General features: G+C 45.5%; 23 protein-coding genes and 1 pseudogene. 15 read left to right on the top strand and 9 right to left on the bottom strand.

Annotated elements, in window-relative coordinates:
* Window positions 1-3: 3 nt before the first annotated feature.
* Window positions 4-705 carry a peptidoglycan DD-metalloendopeptidase family protein gene (locus QJ48_RS04020; protein WP_054972361.1) on the top strand — a complete coding sequence of 234 codons (702 nt, stop codon included), beginning with the start codon at window positions 4-6 and terminating at the stop codon, window positions 703-705.
* Window positions 706-990: 285 nt separating this feature from the next.
* Window positions 991-1,161 (top strand): hypothetical protein, encoded by a 171-nt coding sequence (locus tag QJ48_RS36600; RefSeq protein WP_157261498.1) that lies wholly within the window; start codon window positions 991-993, stop codon window positions 1,159-1,161.
* Here QJ48_RS36600 and QJ48_RS04015 read toward each other — a convergent pair.
* A complete protein-coding gene (locus QJ48_RS04015) occupies window positions 1,145-2,059 on the bottom strand; it encodes a hypothetical protein (protein WP_054972360.1) in 915 nt (304 codons plus the stop codon). The two genes, QJ48_RS36600 and QJ48_RS04015, sit on opposite strands and share 17 nt — an antisense overlap.
* 277 nt (window positions 2,060-2,336) lie before the next feature.
* On the bottom strand, window positions 2,337-2,606 hold the full coding sequence (locus QJ48_RS04010; RefSeq protein WP_054972359.1) for a hypothetical protein: 270 nt from the start codon (window positions 2,604-2,606) through the stop codon (window positions 2,337-2,339).
* 247 nt (window positions 2,607-2,853) lie between these two features.
* Between QJ48_RS04010 and QJ48_RS04005 the strand changes: the two genes are divergently transcribed.
* The gene (locus QJ48_RS04005; protein ID WP_054972358.1) at window positions 2,854-3,312 is read left to right on the top strand and encodes a hypothetical protein; all 459 of its coding nucleotides are present in this window, start codon (window positions 2,854-2,856) and stop codon (window positions 3,310-3,312) included.
* Window positions 3,313-3,432: 120 nt separating this feature from the next.
* Here QJ48_RS04005 and QJ48_RS04000 read toward each other — a convergent pair whose 3' ends face one another.
* The 3 genes from QJ48_RS04000 to QJ48_RS37975 are packed head-to-tail and all read right to left on the bottom strand — an operon-like array spanning window position 3,433 to window position 4,038.
* A complete protein-coding gene (locus QJ48_RS04000) occupies window positions 3,433-3,639 on the bottom strand; it encodes a hypothetical protein (RefSeq protein WP_054972357.1) in 207 nt (68 codons plus the stop codon).
* Window positions 3,640-3,656: 17 nt separating this feature from the next.
* Window positions 3,657-3,827 carry a hypothetical protein gene (locus QJ48_RS36595; RefSeq protein ID WP_157261497.1) on the bottom strand — a complete coding sequence of 57 codons (171 nt, stop codon included), beginning with the start codon at window positions 3,825-3,827 and terminating at the stop codon, window positions 3,657-3,659.
* Between the two features lie 43 nt (window positions 3,828-3,870).
* Window positions 3,871-4,038, bottom strand: a complete 168-nt coding sequence (locus QJ48_RS37975; RefSeq protein ID WP_193394391.1) for a hypothetical protein — start codon at window positions 4,036-4,038, stop codon at window positions 3,871-3,873.
* A 374-nt stretch (window positions 4,039-4,412) separates the two neighbouring features.
* Between QJ48_RS37975 and QJ48_RS03990 the strand changes: the two genes are divergently transcribed.
* The 4 genes from QJ48_RS03990 (at window position 4,413) to QJ48_RS03975 (ending at window position 6,817) form a co-directional block, all read left to right on the top strand.
* Entirely contained in the window at window positions 4,413-4,634 is a 222-nt protein-coding gene (locus tag QJ48_RS03990; RefSeq protein WP_054972355.1) for a helix-turn-helix transcriptional regulator, read from the top strand.
* A gap of 178 nt (window positions 4,635-4,812) precedes the next feature.
* Window positions 4,813-6,069: a DNA polymerase IV gene (locus QJ48_RS03985; protein ID WP_054972432.1), complete on the top strand. Its 1,257-nt coding sequence runs from the start codon at window positions 4,813-4,815 to the stop codon at window positions 6,067-6,069.
* Window positions 6,066-6,557, top strand: coding sequence for a hypothetical protein (locus tag QJ48_RS03980; protein WP_054972354.1), 492 nt, complete (start codon window positions 6,066-6,068; stop codon window positions 6,555-6,557). Before QJ48_RS03985 ends, QJ48_RS03980 begins: the two co-directional genes overlap by 4 nt.
* A 14-nt stretch (window positions 6,558-6,571) precedes the next feature.
* Window positions 6,572-6,817, top strand: a complete 246-nt coding sequence (locus tag QJ48_RS03975; protein WP_054972353.1) for a YolD-like family protein — start codon at window positions 6,572-6,574, stop codon at window positions 6,815-6,817.
* Between the two features lie 239 nt (window positions 6,818-7,056).
* Here QJ48_RS03975 and QJ48_RS35535 read toward each other — a convergent pair whose 3' ends face one another.
* Window positions 7,057-7,170: a putative holin-like toxin gene (locus QJ48_RS35535; RefSeq protein ID WP_237762799.1), complete on the bottom strand. Its 114-nt coding sequence runs from the start codon at window positions 7,168-7,170 to the stop codon at window positions 7,057-7,059.
* A gap of 143 nt (window positions 7,171-7,313) precedes the next feature.
* On the opposite strand from QJ48_RS35535, the gene QJ48_RS03970 reads away from it, so the two are divergent.
* On the top strand, window positions 7,314-8,174 hold the full coding sequence (locus QJ48_RS03970; RefSeq protein ID WP_054972352.1) for an ATP-dependent DNA ligase: 861 nt from the start codon (window positions 7,314-7,316) through the stop codon (window positions 8,172-8,174).
* A 212-nt stretch (window positions 8,175-8,386) separates the two neighbouring features.
* Here the strand turns inward: QJ48_RS03970 and QJ48_RS03965 are convergent, their stop codons facing one another.
* Window positions 8,387-8,641: a hypothetical protein gene (locus QJ48_RS03965; RefSeq protein WP_054972351.1), complete on the bottom strand. Its 255-nt coding sequence runs from the start codon at window positions 8,639-8,641 to the stop codon at window positions 8,387-8,389.
* Between the two features lie 192 nt (window positions 8,642-8,833).
* Here QJ48_RS03965 and QJ48_RS03960 point away from each other — a divergent pair, with 192 nt between their 5' ends.
* From QJ48_RS03960 to QJ48_RS39430, 4 genes are read left to right on the top strand one after another with little or no spacing between them, the layout of a single operon-like run.
* On the top strand, window positions 8,834-9,502 hold the full coding sequence (locus QJ48_RS03960) for a hypothetical protein (protein WP_054972350.1): 669 nt from the start codon (window positions 8,834-8,836) through the stop codon (window positions 9,500-9,502).
* The gene (locus QJ48_RS03955) at window positions 9,495-10,019 is read left to right on the top strand and encodes an accessory gene regulator B family protein (RefSeq protein ID WP_054972349.1); all 525 of its coding nucleotides are present in this window, start codon (window positions 9,495-9,497) and stop codon (window positions 10,017-10,019) included. The genes QJ48_RS03960 and QJ48_RS03955 overlap by 8 nt, the downstream gene beginning before the upstream one ends.
* A gap of 7 nt (window positions 10,020-10,026) precedes the next feature.
* On the top strand, window positions 10,027-10,164 hold the full coding sequence (locus QJ48_RS36590) for a hypothetical protein (RefSeq protein ID WP_157261496.1): 138 nt from the start codon (window positions 10,027-10,029) through the stop codon (window positions 10,162-10,164).
* Between the two features lie 5 nt (window positions 10,165-10,169).
* Window positions 10,170-10,535 (top strand): LytTR family transcriptional regulator DNA-binding domain-containing protein, encoded by a 366-nt coding sequence (locus tag QJ48_RS39430; RefSeq protein WP_082420328.1) that lies wholly within the window; start codon window positions 10,170-10,172, stop codon window positions 10,533-10,535.
* Between the two features lie 680 nt (window positions 10,536-11,215).
* On the opposite strand, the gene QJ48_RS35530 is transcribed toward QJ48_RS39430, so the two are convergent.
* Window positions 11,216-11,608: a helix-turn-helix domain-containing protein gene (locus tag QJ48_RS35530; protein ID WP_082420327.1), complete on the bottom strand. Its 393-nt coding sequence runs from the start codon at window positions 11,606-11,608 to the stop codon at window positions 11,216-11,218.
* 73 nt (window positions 11,609-11,681) lie between these two features.
* Window positions 11,682-12,797, bottom strand: a pseudogene (locus QJ48_RS03945) (YifB family Mg chelatase-like AAA ATPase); the annotation flags it as partial.
* Window positions 12,798-12,974: 177 nt separating this feature from the next.
* Between QJ48_RS03945 and QJ48_RS03940 the strand changes: the two are divergent.
* The 3 genes from QJ48_RS03940 to sucD all read left to right on the top strand — a co-directional run bounded on the left by QJ48_RS03940 (window position 12,975) and on the right by sucD (window position 15,703).
* Window positions 12,975-13,235, top strand: coding sequence for a hypothetical protein (locus QJ48_RS03940; protein WP_054972347.1), 261 nt, complete (start codon window positions 12,975-12,977; stop codon window positions 13,233-13,235).
* 313 nt (window positions 13,236-13,548) lie between these two features.
* The gene (gene sucC, locus QJ48_RS03935; protein ID WP_054972346.1) at window positions 13,549-14,709 is read left to right on the top strand and encodes an ADP-forming succinate--CoA ligase subunit beta; all 1,161 of its coding nucleotides are present in this window, start codon (window positions 13,549-13,551) and stop codon (window positions 14,707-14,709) included.
* Window positions 14,710-14,770: 61 nt separating this feature from the next.
* The gene (gene sucD / locus QJ48_RS03930; protein ID WP_010491325.1) at window positions 14,771-15,703 is read left to right on the top strand and encodes a succinate--CoA ligase subunit alpha; all 933 of its coding nucleotides are present in this window, start codon (window positions 14,771-14,773) and stop codon (window positions 15,701-15,703) included.
* Window positions 15,704-15,819: the final 116 nt, after the last annotated feature.

Genomic DNA, 15,819 nt, shown 5'->3' with positions numbered 1-15,819 from the left:
AGTATGGGAGTTTTTGATGGATGGAAAATCACAAGCCCGTACGGATACCGGTCTGATCCGTTCAACGGCAGCCGATCGTTTCACACAGGCATCGACCTTGTAAAATATCACCGATATCCTATCCCCGCCTTTGTAGGTGGGGTTGTTCTTTTTGCTGGAGATGGAGGACCCGGGACAGGATTCGGCGGCTACGGAAACGTGGTCGCGCTACGGGATGATAGGGGCTATGTACATTGTTATTGCCACCTAGATTCGGTCATGGTCCGGAAGGGGCAGAAGCTTTCCAAAGGCGATATCGTCGGAAATCAAGGGACGACCGGCCGGAGTACCGGATCGCACCTGCATTATGAAATTCGTGCGAAGGACGCACCAAGTTACGGTTACGGGCTGCACGTAAACCCAGGGGAATATTTAGAATCACTTGAAAACGAGGGGGATGACGAAATGTTAAAGGAGAGGGTTGCAGAATTGGAGTCGCAAGTGGCGGCCTTGAAGGGAGAGTGCCAGACGTTACTCAATACGGCCGATGCACATATCAAGGAAATTAATACGTTGAAATCCCAAATGGCTGACCAAAATGTACCTGAGTGGTTCTCGACAGAGTTTGGTGCAGAGGCACTGAAGGGTGTAGTCGATACACCTCAGGGGCCGAATTTGTTCTGGCGCCTGGCTGCCGTCGCGTTCCGGTTACGGAAGAAGGGATGACCGGCGTATAAATCTTGCTCAGGAAAAATTTCCTTATCCCGCTGGCTTAGGCTGGCGGGGTATTTTTATATAACAAAATGTAAAAATGTGGGTATAATTTTTCTGCAAAAACTTTGCAATTTATTTGTAACTAAATCAAGGTGCTAGGGGTTTAAAATAAACTTAAAGACAACACTAATAATCCACTCCCGTAGATAAGGAGTGGATTAAGTAAGATGAATTGTATAACAGCAGAATGGCATTTTCTTGAATTTTAGAATATAATTTAACTAGGAGGCTGATTGTATGTTCAATCGGAAGGGAATTCGTGATTTTATTTCCAAAGGCTTAGATGAAACAATGAAAAAGCAACGGGAATTTGAAACCGAATTTGAGAGTACCTCCAATAAAATTAAACGCTCAAAAGAAGAGATGCAAGAACGATCAAAAAAATGGAGACTTATTCGAAATAAATAGCAATGGGGGAGACGATAATGTCTCCTTTTTTAATTAGGCGAATTTGATCTAGAACCTCTTGAAAAAATACATTTATCGCGATGGAAGCCTTAGATAAATCGCCATTTTCTGAGAACATGTCTATATCAAACTGGTCGAAAATTCGTGTTGTCTTTCCTATAACGGTAATATTTAATGAAGATTGCGTGCCGTATTTAAAAATGATATCCGAGTTATTCCCGCGAATATATTCCTCTTTTAACGGAGAAAAAAATTTCCCCTGCTTTATGCAAAGGCTAGAAGGAATAATGTTTGACAAGTAGCGAAATAGCAAGTCAAATCCCTTCATGCCCATTTCTACTCCTGGTTCAAGACGAGGTTTCCATTTGCTCTTATCCTTCACGTGTGCCGGCGGAATCTGATTGAGTGTCATGAGTTCTGTCAAAAGATCAACTTTATACAAATTTCTTATATAATTAATATCAAATATGTCAAAGGGATGGGTGATTTTAATAAATTCACCCAATTGTTTTGCTTCGAAGTTGAGATTCGTGCAATATCTATGGTTTTCTTCGAGGTAACTTTCAAAGTCGAGTAAAGCATTATCATGTAGTTGTTTGGAGATTATTTCTTTACCTGCGTCAAGTTGGCTCAAAGAGACTGAACTATCAATTTTACTCTTTATATTATATTTATAATTTAATTCTCCTGATGGAGTTGAAAATACAGCTGGAATGCTTATACTACCTGTACTCGCCTTCCCGGATGCTTCGTGAGAACTCTCTCTTTGAGTTGCATCTATAGAGGTATTAGTTTCTTGTTCCAGTAACTCCCTGACGTGATTTGTAGGCAATCCATTATTCGTTTGTGCAATGAAGGAATTTAGAAATGAAGTGTCGAGATAAATGATTTCTTTCATTAAAATAACCCACTTTCAAAAATAGTATATTCTGGTATATTAGATACTTTACAACAAAAGTCCCATTTTGGCGATACGAGGGTATTTAATCCGTCAAATTATTTCAATTAAAGTCGAATTTATGGAGTTGTACGAGTTCGTGATACTATGGGTAAAAATGTAAAAGAGACAAGCTATGACAAAGTATCTCGGACTGCTCGCTTTGATAGTAATGATCAGCCGGATGTCCCGAAGTATTCAAATTAGGGTATTAAAAAAGCACCTGAAAGGTGCTAATTTATTCGTTCGATTTCTTAATCCTGATAATAACTGCGATGTTGCTATTTTCCCCGTCTCCGTTTCCGACTGACATTACCCGAGTTCGGGTATGGAAATAAGCCTTCAATCCATTATAATTCCATAATTCTGCTCCAGATAAATCAACCGCCCTAGATATCATTTCATTAGGATCAACATTTAAGTACTCTTCCATTTCTCCTTGTTCAGGGATAATTTCATAATCGACTTTGTACCAGCCTTCCCTTTCGATAAACTCTAATATATTCATTTGTACACCTCCAGCACAATCATACACTATCTACCACAATTCGCCAATTATTGAATCGAGAGACGAATCCATAAGAACCTGTTGGAGTTTATAGTGAAACCGACCGGCACTTATACGTAGACGCTACATATTTCGGCAGCTTATGCATACTTTAAATATTAAGTTCTAGCCATTCATTTCCAGCCATATATTTAGATCTGTATAAATTAGGTCGAAATCAAATCTAATATGGGGGAGAGTGTTTGAAATGAGAGGGCAAGCGTTAAAAAAGCTAGTCGCAATACTTCTGAGCGCTGTTTGTTTCACGGGCTTAGGCACAAGGGAAGCTTTGGCATGGCCCTATCAGACGTATTGGGATTGCAGCGATGCGATCTATCATTGTCAAGCGGCGGATCTGGTGCCCGATCTTGCTCAGTACGCGCACACTGTTGACCTCAAGGTTCCCGAAGGGAAAGTAATTTCATACCATTATAAGGATACTAGAGCGGAAGAAGACTTTGATCATTCATACACGGAAATTATACTTTCATATCTCAATGATAAGGGTCAAGAAGAACAACTTGCTTCTTTCAAGGTCTATAGGGGGCACGAGGGCGGAGGAGAGCTGATTGCGCCGAAATCAGACTCGTATAAGCTTACTATGCAATGTTATCATAGAGCTTGGGACGAATGTAGAGGCTCAGGTTACTTACGCACATTGAAATGAAATAATACGGCCTATCAAACCGAAATCCCCACCGGCTTCGTAAGGCTGGCGGGGATTTTCTATGCAGCTTGTGCCGGTAGGTTTCGGCCCGTTCCGCGCGGGCCTCGTCAGGCGGGCCATTTACGCTTCCATGACCAAAAAGTCATTCATGAGACCAATATTATTGTTGTATCGAACGGTTGCGTTGTGCCTGTCGTACAGTTCATACTTTGCGGGCCGGTCGAGTGTACCGACGAATTGCTTAGTGGCGTTGGTTATGCATGTTTCGCGTATTGTACCGATCCGTTCGCCGCCCGCGATATAGATTACATACTGTTTCCATTTCATGCCCATTCCTCCCGCGTTTACCGTCCGCCGACGATGTTTTTCACTGGTTTTTCAAACGATGCTAAAATGTCAGCCTGCGGAAAGCGCCTTTTAAAGTCTGCCCGTGCATCGGCTTCGGTACCGGCAATTACTTCTGCTGAACATGTTCCATACTGCGGATCGTTGTAACGGATCACGTATGCCCTCATCCTGCATACCTCCCGTATTTATCCGGGGGCCGAAGCCCCCGCGCTATTTTGGTTCCTTAGTTTCAATGATCGCCGCCGCGATCTTAAATCCGTAGCTTACGCCCTTGGCAAATTCCTGCCCGGCCTCATCGGGCCGTTCTAAGGCCTCCGTACCCCAGAACTTGTGAAGCTCCAGAAGATCGTTTCTAAGCGTCTGCAACTCTTCGGCCATGGTCGACTCCCCGCGTTTAAGGCCCGTCGGCCATTAATTCATCGATTCTCCCGCATATCTCATGCTGCCATTCCGTATCGCAGATCATAGATGCCATGAGTGACCAGTTTTCCAGCTTTGCCATCTTCCAGCAGTAGTTTTCGTTTGCCGTTAGGCAATGGGCCATTTCCTGCAATTCGTCATCGGTTAGAAGCCGCGAGCGTTGGAGCGTCCAAAGTTCAGCCATGCGTTGGTGAAATGGTTTGATAATAACCACCTCCAATTGACTAACTTTGTTTGTCATATCCTTATGATAAAATGACTAACTTTGTTTGTCAACTGGTTTTGACAAACTTTCTTTGTCGTGATATTTTCGAGGTAGGAGGGGGTGTCCTATGATCCGGTCAAAGCTAAGAGAGATAGCAGATTCTCGGGGGTTGTCGATCCGGCAGATTGCCACGGGAGCGGATTGTCATTTTGAAGTCGTTCGCAGAATGTATAATGATACGATGGAACGGTATCCAAGGGATTTATTGGACAAGCTGTGCGAATTCCTCGAGGTGGAAGTAGGAGACTTATTGGAATACGAGAAAAAAGAGTCCCCGCCAGTAAATTAAATGAATACGTGAAAGAGGACGCTGGCGTGTAACCGTGGCGTCCATTTTTTATTACCCACGATGAAAAAATATTTAAAAGGAAGATATTTCTATTGTATGTTTTCATATTGTTCGCATATAATACAAACAAATGTTCTCATCGGAGGCGAACAACTTGGGGAATAGCCAAGTGGGGAAGATGAAGAAAGTCATCATGCTCGCGGATTGTCAATCCTTCTATGCGAGCGTCGAGAAGGCAGCTCATCCTGAATATGCGGATCAACCCGTAGTTGTAGCCGGTGACCCAGCACGCAGATCAGGCATCATATTGACGGCCTGCCCAATTGCGAAAGCACGCGGCGTAAAGACTGCAGAGACGCTTGGGGAGGCTCTTGGAAAGTGTCCGGAGCTCGTGGTGATCCGGCCGCGGATGAGGACGTACATCGATGTCTCGCTGGCCATTACCCGAATTTATGAATCATTCACAGACTTGGTCGAGCCATTTAGTATCGACGAGCAATTCCTGGACGTGACCGGCAGCATGCAGTATTTTGGCTCACCGGAGGAAATTGCAAAACAGATACAAGCGAAGATCATGCTTGCTACAGGTGTTTGGTCACGGGTCGGCATAGGGGATACAAAGATCCTCGCAAAGACCGCCTGTGACAACTTTGCGAAGAAGACTGAAGAAGGCATTTTCATACTTCCTCAGGCAGAAGTCTCTCGGCACCTATGGCCGCTGCCGATCAGCAAAATGTACGGCGTGGCAGGCAAGATGACAAATCATTTTTTGAGAATGGGCATCCATACGATCGGCGATCTTGCCAAAATTCCTCTGGCCAAGTTCAAACAAATGCTGCGTGCCAGGATGGGAAAGCAAAGCGATATTCAGGCAGAGTTGTTTTGGCAAACAGCGAACGGCATCGATCCCTCGCCTGTTTCCCCGGGTACGTTCAGTGGCGGCCAAAAGGCTATCGGGCACGGGATGACCCTGCCAGTAGACTATTCACGAAAAGAGGATATAGAGGTCGTGCTTCTTGAGCTCAGTGAAGAGGTTTGTCGACGTAGCCGGGCTAAGGGCTATATGGGGAGAGTCGTGTCTGTTGGCGCCAGCGGCGCCGATTATGATCGTCCAACAGGATTCAGCCGTCAGACGACGCTGCCTGACTCAACTAATATTACGAAGGAAGTATACGCGGCTGTTCGATCGCTCTTTCACCGACACTGGGACGGTCAACCTGTGCGCAGGTTGGGTGTAGCGCTGACAGGATTGGCAAGTGATAGCACTTACCAACTTTCCCTTTTCGAGGACAGGGAAAAAGTCCGTCGGTTGGAGCAGACAACCGACTCGATAAAGAATCGATACGGAAGTTCTTCGATCCTCCGGGCGTCGTCACTGATGGCTTCGGGGCAGGCTCGCGAGCGCAGTGCCAAGATAGGGGGCCACTACAAATGAGTAAGAAGCTAACTGGGAATGGCCGCTGGGAGTCCAGCAGGATGATGCTCCCGGAGCACCGAGAGGTACTTGAGGAATGGAGTCATCCTGGCAGCCTCGAAACCAAGAATGCACAAGTCCCAACCCGGGAAGAACTTGAAATGATTCGCGACGCTGTCCTGTTGCCGGTCTTGCTAACTATGATTGAAAAAAACGGGAAGGAAATTACTCTTTCCGTGAACCCACTCCGGAAACTATATGTAGCTGCTACGCTGGCACTCATGAACCGTGTTCATTCGGAACTTGCGGCCGTCAATCGTGAGCTAAGGAACCGTAAAATAAAAATTTTTAAGGATGATCGTGAGGATACCGACCTTCATTTCCGCTATATTTGCCGCGGATATGAGGATCGATTTTCAATCATGCGGGATGTTGCTCGGGCATCGATCAGTATGAAAATAGGACAGCACATCCAAAATATATCAGCGGATCTAAACAAAAAGGTATAGAGGAGAGCAACGGGATGATAAAATCGAAAGTACCAAAACGCCCAACACGTGATGAATTCGAGCTGGAGGAATTAGGGAACCAATTGATAGAAGCGAAAGACGAGAGCGCAGAGGTTCAGCTGACCGTTTGGGGGATGGAGGAGCAGGTGCGGGGCCTGATCACGAAGATGGATTCTCGGACAAAGCTTGTCCATGTTAGCCGGCACGGGGAAGAGAAGAAGGTGCCGTTTTTGGATATCATGAAAGTGGAAAGTCTGTGAATATGAATGCTTAATCTTTCAATATATGTACGTATTCGTAAATAAATTTATTTACATTTTGGTTGATAAAACACATGTGGATTGGTAAAATAAAGTAAAGTACTTTATTCATTGTATTAGGGTACAATGATAGGAAGCCGTATTGCCAGTACGGCTCCCAGCAATAGCCGCTTTTAAGGGCGGTTAGCTTCGAAAAAAGTTTTGGCGCTGAAACGACCGCTACCTTTGCCGAGGGCGGTCTATTTCTTTTTGTTTTGGTTAATCGCACTGACTATGGTCACGACCAGCGCCAACAGCGCAATAAGCAGCATGCCGAAACTGATCATGAGCGTCAAAGCGTCTTTAACCTCCACAGCATCACCTCCCTTCCGAGAGGCTAGCCGACCGCCCATATAAGCCATTCTATTGCATAGGAAATATTATACATCATTTGATTCCAGCAATCTACTATTTCCGCTCGTATTTGGAATCGTTACAATTTACTTAGGTGATGGTTATGTTTTTAGAGCCGATGCTGCTTGAGATGAGGGCAGAAGCCTTCGATTCCGCTGAACATGTTTTCGAACCCAAAATAGACGGCCACCGGTTACTCCTCCATCTTTCAGGAGGTCAGGTACGACTTTTTACACGGCATCGGAATGACTGCACACGGCAGTACCCAGAGCTCTGGAACGTTCCGACAGATGCCGAGGAGCTAATCTTAGACGGAGAGGTAGCGAGTGTAGATCCGGCGATCGGCATTTTTGATTTTGAGCGCGTTATGGAGCGATTCCAATTGAAGAAGGGGGATCGGATTCGCAGAGCTGCGGAAAGAAGGCCTGTGAATTTTGTTGTCTTCGATATACTCCGGCTGAATGGGCGAGATCTGCGAGGTCTCACTCTCATGGAGCGGAAACGAATTCTTGCTGAAGTTTTGCGAACGAACGAGTACTTTACCCTTATTTCCTTTGTCGATGGCAGGGGAAGGGATTTATTTGAAGCTATCTCGGCGCGAAAATGGGAAGGGATAGTCGGGAAAGCGAAAGGGAGCAGCTATGTCGGCCGGCGATCCCCTGATTGGTTGAAGATCATTCGGTGGGAATATCATGACGTTTTTATTGCCGGCTACAGAAAATCAGAGTTGGGTTGGCTCGTTCACGTTCATGAAGAAGGACGACTCCGACCTGCGGGGATCGTTGAACTTGGTGTGACTCCTGCAGCAGCTCGTGCTTTCTATGGAGTCAGTAAGCAACTGGTCGCGGGAGAGAACGGGGATTTTGTATACTTGGAGCCGAGAATCCGAGCCCGTGTGAAGACGAGGAACTGGACAAAAGCGGGGATGTTACGGACTCCGGCTTTTGTAGAATTTATTTTGTAGCATATATAGATACGTGTTATTATTAGTTAGAGCCGCTAGTGCTGCAACATTAAAAGGGGCTTTGGATAAACGCAACTGTGGAAAAATCCCGCGGCGCGTACAAGTTATTACCTAGGCGAAATACCACCGATCAGGTCCCTCAACCTAACGACGGTGGTTTTTTTCGCTTGTTTATCTTCCTCTTAGACCATTTGAAGTATGAGTTCCAGGCACTAGTTGGACTGCTTTTTCTGCCGTTCGTTGATTTCATGAAGCAACCGTATAATCTCTGAAAATCCGACAAGCACAATACCGCTAACAACGCTAGGAAAAGCAAATACCCAAATATTATTATTGAAAATCCCATATAAAACTCCAGCAATAATTATGAATGCTCCAAGGCCTTGAATAGTGAGAGCAGTTTTATTATCGTTTCGCAGAGTATTTTTAACTGATACTTTATCTTGATCTTTTACTTTATATTCCATCTAATTTTCGCCTCCCATAATATGGAGTATTTTTTTGTGTCTTCTTATGGTATATGATACCATTTCGAGTTAAAAAATCACAGTGGAGACATTTGTGTTTTTTGTAGAGTTTATAATTGAGACTAATTGAGACTGGAAATGTTTACTATAGTTAAATATAATGGAAATATATTCACTAAAAGGGGGTTCGCTGTGAGCACTTTTTTATACTTTTTTTTCGGTATGCTAGATAGCATTGCCGTTTTCATTCTCATTTTTAAAACTTTTAGATGGCCGATTAGGCATTATTGGATTGAAATTTTAATCTCTGGAGGGCTAATCTCTTTTTTATCGTATGTAAATCGAATAATTTTTTATATTCCTAACTGGGATATGACGCTTCAATTTCTCGCTTATATTTCTCTATTAATGTGGATGTTTCGCGTTAATCTTCCAAATGCAATCAACCTAGCTGCGATCGGATACCTTGCTTTTGTTGGAATACAGTTCATAGTGTACCCCTTACTTTTGGCAATGGGGATTGTTAACTTAGATGATGCTCAAGAGTTAACAGGCGCCGGAACATACATAATTCAAGTTTCAAGTGAGATTGCTTGTTATTCCGTTTCGTATTTAATTTGGAAGCTAAATATAGGATTTTCGTATGTATCGCAGCCGCCCCATGATCGTTTTACATTCTTTAAGATTAAGGGGAATAGGTTCGCATATATTTCAAATGTAGTTGGCGTTCTTGTCGTATGCAGCACTATGTACTGGGTATTTAATTATGTTCACGGGCAATTTGTAGTTCTGGGTTCAGTGTGGGGAGCGTTAGTAATTTTACTTGTTTTATCATATAGAAGGGACTACGGATATGATTGAGTCCATGGCTAAGAAGTGGGTTAACTGGATAAAAGCAACCGACCCGGAGTTTCCAGTCAGCAGAGCAATCTTGGAATACGCGGCTTTGGTCACGCTTAATCTTGGCTCCGTGCTACTTCTATCATCGATAATTGGGCTCATCAGCGGAAAGAGCATTGAAACTTTGATAGGTTTAAGTGCGTTTGTGATATTGAGAATGTTCAGCGGTGGTTTTCATTTTAGATCTCTGGATGTCTGCGCTATTATTTCCGCAATTTTGCTTACCCTAATCCCTCATATTACCATGTTGCTGGATGAAAGAGTTATATCGATGACGATTAATGGTATTTCACTAGTAGTGGTCACCCTAAAAGCGCCGACAAGTCTCAGGAATACGAGATATACAGATGAGATTCGTCCTATTTTCAAAGCAGTATCAATATTAATAATCCTAAGTAACTTTTTCTTCCAATCGCCAGTTTTAACATTATCATTTTTTACACAGGCCTTATTATTGCTGCCGCGTGAAAGGGGGTGAATTATCCATGAAAAAAATAAGCCTGAGTAAGGCCTTAGCTCGCGTATCAGGGGTTACTCTTTCTTTGGTTGCAGTAATGTTTGTATTTGTAATGAAAGGAGCAATAGGCGACGCTAAGGCGCCGGCTGAATTACTTAAAAAATAAAAGCTATGACAATGAATCTACCTTTACCGTGTATTAACAAAAACAAAGATAAAGTGAGCGTATTTATCGAGGAGGTTGTTTTATTTACAGTACAAAAAAATGACCTTCTCGTACATACAGTAACTGAGAAATACATTCTTCGATTACAAGGTTCACTTGACGCATTTGAGGTTATTTTCAGTCCATTTGGATTTAGTAAGCTGGATTCAGGTAATCTGGTCCATTTAGCAAAGATAAAATACATTGACGAAAAACTAAGAACCGCGCATTTCGACAATAATCTACAAGTTAATATTTCAATGCCTAACATGCATAAAGTGAAGCATCTGCCAAGAAAAACCAAGAAAACCCGCGTAGATCACGCGATTTGATCACGTGGGTTCTTTTTTTAGTATCAATTGAAAAATTCACGTATTATATCATGATGTCCAATAGTTGTCTATATGATGCTCAAGTGGATTTTCACCAATTTTCCAGTATATATGATCAATTATTTATGTGCTAAAATGAAATCACACAAATGCTTCCTGTTTTGGTAACGCCATCATGATTTGATTATTTTTTTTAGAAGGGAGGGGATTGCCAATGGGAAATTAAAAAAGCCGTTCGACATGAGGGGCCGACGGCTTTATGGACAGTTTCCGGTTGGAGCCCGGATTCAGTCCGATCCAAGCAAATTTATCTTACCTATTAAAAAATATTAAGTCAACAATATGTTTTGTGTTATATAAAAAACAGAGACTGATCTACTGCCCAAATAAATTAAAATCATTATACATTACAATTTTTTTTGTGGTTTCATTACGCCATGGGGGAGCTGAATCAGAAGTGCACGTAATTCGCGTTAACGTCGATATCCCTGTTGAATTCGAAGACGAATTTATCCTTTCAGTTCTCCTTTTAAAAGAATGCGCATTCCCCGCAAAAGTGAAAGTTGTTACTCCGTCGGGGGAGAAAATAGTATGTTGCCAATCTGGAAAGAAATGATCAGTGATGATTAAGAGAGAATATAAAAAAAGTAGGGGCAATTAATCGCTCCTACTTTTTTCAATTATCTTTCTAGTTTCTTTAAAATTGAGTTAATTGATTGCATGTAGTGAGAGTATGGTTTGCAAGCATCAGATTCCCAGTTGTACAAAGTCTTAACATCGACCTCAAGTAGTTCGGAAATTTCTTTCTTTGTGAATCCGTGGTACATTCTCGCTTTCCGCATACGCTCACCTAACGTTCTTTCAGGGAGATCTTCAAAACACCCTAAGTAATAAATTGGTATGTCAAGATATTCAGATAACGTTCTCAGGCTAGATAATGAAGGAACAGTTTTTCCTGTTTCAATGTTCATTATGGTTGCTTCAGTAAGTCCCGTCATAAGGGACACATCACGTACTGTCAATTTTTTCTCTTGTCTGATTTTACGTAGACGGCCACCGGGAATATCATCCATAATTTCACGTCCATATTTATATGAAGGAACGTTATTATTTCTTTCTATATAAATATCTAGGTTATTATCTTCACGGACACGGATTCATCGAGGCAGCGAGTAGAAAATGCGCCGGGAACCGGTAAACGGCCCGCGCGCGGCCGATGGTCACAAAACGGTCCTCCATCGGTTGGCGCAGCACTTCCAGGGCGACCCGAGAAAACTCCGGAAGCTCGTCCAGAAAAAGTACGCCGCGATGCGCCAAGCTTACTTCACCGGGCTTGGGGATGCCCCCGCCTCCCACAAGGCCTCCGGCGGAAATCGTATGGTGAGGCATCCGAAACGGTCGCTCGCGGATGAGCTGCCGCCGGTCGGCAAATTTTCCCGAAGCGCTGTAAATTTTCGTGACGTCCAGCGACTCCGAATCGCTCATAGGCGGCAAAATGGTAGGGAGTCTTTTGGCCAGCATCGTCTTGCCGGTCCCCGGTGGACCGATAAGGATGAAATTGTGCATGCCGGCAGCACTGATCATGAGCGCCCGCTTGACATGGAGCTGACCGCTGACGTCCGCATAATCGTCCTCCGCTTTTCTCGTTTCCCGGGACGCAGCCGTTTTGGGACCGGACAATAACCCGCTTCCCGCTAAATATTCCGTGGGCCCGGGATTCAACTCCTCGGCTTCGCCGACAACAGCCGCAACCGCATTCCCCTCGGACCGCCGAAACTGACCCAAATGCCGAACGCAGCGAACCTCGCACCCTCCGATCCAAGCGGCTTCCTCCGCATTTTCCGCCGGTACGATCACACGGGCTATTCCGTGTTCCCGGGCCGTTGCAATCATCGATAAGACGCCTGGGACCGACCGGACGGAACCGTCCAGCGCAAGCTCCCCGATAATCAGCGTATCGTTTAGCGCTTCGTCCGGCAGTTGCCCGCTCGTTTGGAGAATGCCGAGGGCGATGGCCAAGTCGAAGGCAGAGCCTTCTTTGCGCAAATCCGCCGGCGCCAAATTCACCGTGATCCGCTGCAATGGGAACGAAAACCCGCAATTTTTAATCGCGGCCCGGACCCGCTCCATCGATTCTTTGATGGCCACGTCGGGCAGCCCGACAATCATCATTTGCGGCAAACCGTTGCTCAGATCCACCTCGACTTCGACCAGCTTTCCGTCCACGCCATGCAGACAAGCGCTTACCACTTTTCCATACATAAAAAACACACCTTTCCCATGTCGATTCATGGCGAAAGGTGCTTCCTTATCTGCCGTACTAACTTACCTGTTATTGTAATATGTCCCTTCGTCCGGCGCAACCGAATCATACCGATCCGGGACGTTCCGGATAAAAAATCAACAATTGGCAAAAATACTCGATGAGGTGATTATGAGATGCAGGAAAAACCTTATTTTTGTCCGAACTGCCGTTCCAACCGGGTCAAATTCAGTGTAATCTCAAGCTTTTCCCAACCTTTTTTCAAGGACGCGATTTCCGGAACCGTTCAAGACGTAGCCGAACCGCAGCGCATCGACGAAACCGAACCGACCATTCAATGCATGGTGTGCAGCTTTACCGGAAACGAAATGCGTTTTGTAAAGCAAGCGGAACGGGAGCCTCGGGCGGGAACGCCGGCCAATCCGACTTTTTATTAACAGGAACTGCGCACGGCGCATCTATTTCGGTATGCAGAGTATCGGGGGAGATGCGCTTTTTACATGTATCGCAGTTGCTCATGGTTAATTTTCCAAATAACTATTCTTTTCGACGCTTATAAAAAAGATGTATCAAATATTTAATACAAAATATAAGGAAACCGCTCGAAAAAAGTGGTACAATGATAAAGGTTTGCCGTTTAGGACATGCTAATGTTTGGCAACCGGACTTTATTAGCGAGTGGACTCGTCCCGAGCCTGGGAAGGGTCGATTCCATATAGTAAGTCATTACTGATAGGAGGATTTTGCTAAATGAATATCCATGAGTATCAAGGCAAAGCAGTGCTGAAACAGTACGGGGTTGCCGTACCGGAAGGAAAAGTGGCTTTCACGGTAGACGAAGCGGTGGAAGCGGCCAAATCGCTGGGTACTCCCGTAGTTGTCGTCAAAGCGCAAATTCACGCCGGCGGCCGCGGTAAAGCGGGCGGTGTCAAAGTTGCCAAGAACCTCGACGAAGTTCGTACATACGCACAGGAAATCCTGGGTAAAGTCCTCGTTACGCATCAAACCGGTCCGGAAGGCAAAGAAGTAAAACGCCTCCTGATCGAGCAAGGCTGCGATATTAAGAAAGAATATTACATCGGTCTCGTGGTCGACCGCGCTACGGGCCGCGTCGTCATGATGGCTTCCGAAGAAGGCGGAACGGAGATCGAAGAAGTAGCCGCCCACACCCCGGAGAAGATTTTCAAAGAAGTAATCGATCCGGCTGTCGGTCTGCAAGCGTTTCAAGCGCGCAAGCTGGCTTATGCCATCAATATTCCGGGCGAGCTTGTAGGCAAAGCCGTTAAATTCATGATCGCTTTGTATACCGCTTTCGTGGAAAAAGATTGCTCCATTGCCGAAATCAACCCGCTCGTCGTAACTGGCGACGGCAACGTTATGGCGCTTGACGCGAAGCTGAACTTCGACTCCAACGCGCTGTTCCGTCATAAAGACATCGTCGAGCTGCGCGACTTGGACGAAGAAGACGCAAAAGAAATCGAAGCTTCCAAATTCGACCTGAGCTACATCGCGCTCGACGGCAATATCGGCTGCATGGTTAACGGTGCAGGACTGGCTATGGCAACTATGGATATCATCAAATACTATGGCGGCGAACCGGCCAACTTCCTCGATGTAGGGGGCGGTGCTACGAAAGAGAAAGTAACCGAAGCGTTCAAAATCATCCTGTCCGACGAGAATGTAAAAGGAATTTTCGTTAACATTTTCGGTGGCATTATGAAGTGCGACATTATCGCTGAAGGCGTTGTGGCTGCAGCGAAGGAACTGGGTCTGGACCGTCCGCTTGTCGTACGTCTGGAAGGCACGAACGTGGATCTCGGCAAAAAGATTTTGAACGAATCCGGTTTGAACATCGTAGCAGCCGATTCGATGGCCGACGGCGCGCAAAAAATCGTTGCGCTGGTGAAGTAATTTCTCTTTCCGAAGCAGCACCTTTCTTCTTCCATACTATTAGAGGATGTGAATTTTAACCATGTCTATTTTGGTTGATAAAAATACGAAGGTCATCACTCAGAACATGACAGGCAAGACAGGCATGTTCCATACGCTGGGCGGCCTGGAGTACGGCACGCAAATGGTAGCCGGCGCGGTACCGGGCAAAGGCGGCACGAATGTTGATTTCACGCTGGAAAACGGCACGACGGTAACGCTTCCGGTGTACAACACCGTACTGGAAGCAAAAAATGCGACCGGCGCTACCGCTTCGGTTATCTACGTTCCGCCGGCTTTCGCTGCGGATTCGATCATGGAAGCCGTTGACGCTGAGCTCGATCTCGTCATCTGCATCACCGAAGGTATTCCGGTGCTCGATATGGTCAAAGTCAGCCGTTACATGGAAGGCAAAAAGACCCGTTTGATCGGGCCGAACTGCCCAGGCGTCATCACTCCGGGCGAGTGCAAAATCGGCATCATGCCGGGCTACATCCATACGCCGGGTCATGTCGGCGTCGTATCCCGAAGCGGAACGCTGACTTACGAAGCGGTACATCAGTTGACGACTCGCGGTATCGGCCAATCGTCTGCCGTAGGAATCGGTGGCGACCCGGTAAAAGGCTCCGAGTTCATCGATATCCTGAAGCTGTTCAATGAAGATCCGGATACTTATGCCGTCATCATGATCGGTGAAATCGGCGGTTCCGCAGAAGAAGAAGCGGCAGAGTGGATCGCAGCGAACATGAAGAAGCCGGTTGTCGGCTTCATTGGAGGTCAAACAGCGCCTCCAGGAAAACGGATGGGCCACGCGGGCGCCATCATTTCCGGCGGCAAAGGAACGGCAGCGGAGAAAGTCGCAACGATGGAACGCTGCGGTATCAAAGTAGCGCCGACACCTTCCGAAATGGGTTCCACCCTGGTGAGCGTATTGGAAGAAAAAGGCCTGCTCGAAAAGTGTATCACCAAGAAGTAAGCAGTCTTTCGCATCAATGACGAGATGGCAAGCAGCCTCTCAAATCCGTATGAGATACGGGTTTGAGAGGCTTTTTTGTTTTTTGGCTATACCTTACAAATGAAGAAAGTTGTTTC

Source organism: Paenibacillus sp. A3, from assembly GCF_001399685.1.
Lineage (GTDB): Bacteria > Bacillota > Bacilli > Paenibacillales > NBRC-103111 > Paenibacillus_G.
Note: the sequence above shows the minus strand (reverse complement) of the source record. Positions and strands in the feature narration are given on the sequence as shown.

Bases quoted from the DNA above. Each gene is read 5' to 3' on its own strand.
- QJ48_RS04020 (WP_054972361.1), top strand. From the start codon at position 4: ATGGGAGTTTTTGATGGATGGAAAATCACAAGCCCGTACGGATACCGG.
- QJ48_RS36600 (WP_157261498.1), top strand. From the start codon at position 991: ATGTTCAATCGGAAGGGAATTCGTGATTTTATTTCCAAAGGCTTAGAT.
- QJ48_RS04015 (WP_054972360.1), bottom strand. From the start codon at position 2,059: ATGAAAGAAATCATTTATCTCGACACTTCATTTCTAAATTCCTTCATT.
- QJ48_RS04010 (WP_054972359.1), bottom strand. From the start codon at position 2,606: ATGAATATATTAGAGTTTATCGAAAGGGAAGGCTGGTACAAAGTCGAT.
- QJ48_RS04005 (WP_054972358.1), top strand. From the start codon at position 2,854: ATGAGAGGGCAAGCGTTAAAAAAGCTAGTCGCAATACTTCTGAGCGCT.
- QJ48_RS04000 (WP_054972357.1), bottom strand. From the start codon at position 3,639: ATGAAATGGAAACAGTATGTAATCTATATCGCGGGCGGCGAACGGATC.
- QJ48_RS36595 (WP_157261497.1), bottom strand. From the start codon at position 3,827: ATGAGGGCATACGTGATCCGTTACAACGATCCGCAGTATGGAACATGT.
- QJ48_RS37975 (WP_193394391.1), bottom strand. From the start codon at position 4,038: ATGGCCGAAGAGTTGCAGACGCTTAGAAACGATCTTCTGGAGCTTCAC.
- QJ48_RS03990 (WP_054972355.1), top strand. From the start codon at position 4,413: ATGATCCGGTCAAAGCTAAGAGAGATAGCAGATTCTCGGGGGTTGTCG.
- QJ48_RS03985 (WP_054972432.1), top strand. From the start codon at position 4,813: ATGAAGAAAGTCATCATGCTCGCGGATTGTCAATCCTTCTATGCGAGC.
- QJ48_RS03980 (WP_054972354.1), top strand. From the start codon at position 6,066: ATGAGTAAGAAGCTAACTGGGAATGGCCGCTGGGAGTCCAGCAGGATG.
- QJ48_RS03975 (WP_054972353.1), top strand. From the start codon at position 6,572: ATGATAAAATCGAAAGTACCAAAACGCCCAACACGTGATGAATTCGAG.
- QJ48_RS03970 (WP_054972352.1), top strand. From the start codon at position 7,314: ATGTTTTTAGAGCCGATGCTGCTTGAGATGAGGGCAGAAGCCTTCGAT.
- QJ48_RS03965 (WP_054972351.1), bottom strand. From the start codon at position 8,641: ATGGAATATAAAGTAAAAGATCAAGATAAAGTATCAGTTAAAAATACT.
- QJ48_RS03955 (WP_054972349.1), top strand. From the start codon at position 9,495: ATGATTGAGTCCATGGCTAAGAAGTGGGTTAACTGGATAAAAGCAACC.
- QJ48_RS36590 (WP_157261496.1), top strand. From the start codon at position 10,027: ATGAAAAAAATAAGCCTGAGTAAGGCCTTAGCTCGCGTATCAGGGGTT.
- QJ48_RS39430 (WP_082420328.1), top strand. From the start codon at position 10,170: ATGACAATGAATCTACCTTTACCGTGTATTAACAAAAACAAAGATAAA.
- QJ48_RS35530 (WP_082420327.1), bottom strand. From the start codon at position 11,608: ATGGATGATATTCCCGGTGGCCGTCTACGTAAAATCAGACAAGAGAAA.
- QJ48_RS03940 (WP_054972347.1), top strand. From the start codon at position 12,975: ATGCAGGAAAAACCTTATTTTTGTCCGAACTGCCGTTCCAACCGGGTC.
- sucC (WP_054972346.1), top strand. From the start codon at position 13,549: ATGAATATCCATGAGTATCAAGGCAAAGCAGTGCTGAAACAGTACGGG.
- sucD (WP_010491325.1), top strand. From the start codon at position 14,771: ATGTCTATTTTGGTTGATAAAAATACGAAGGTCATCACTCAGAACATG.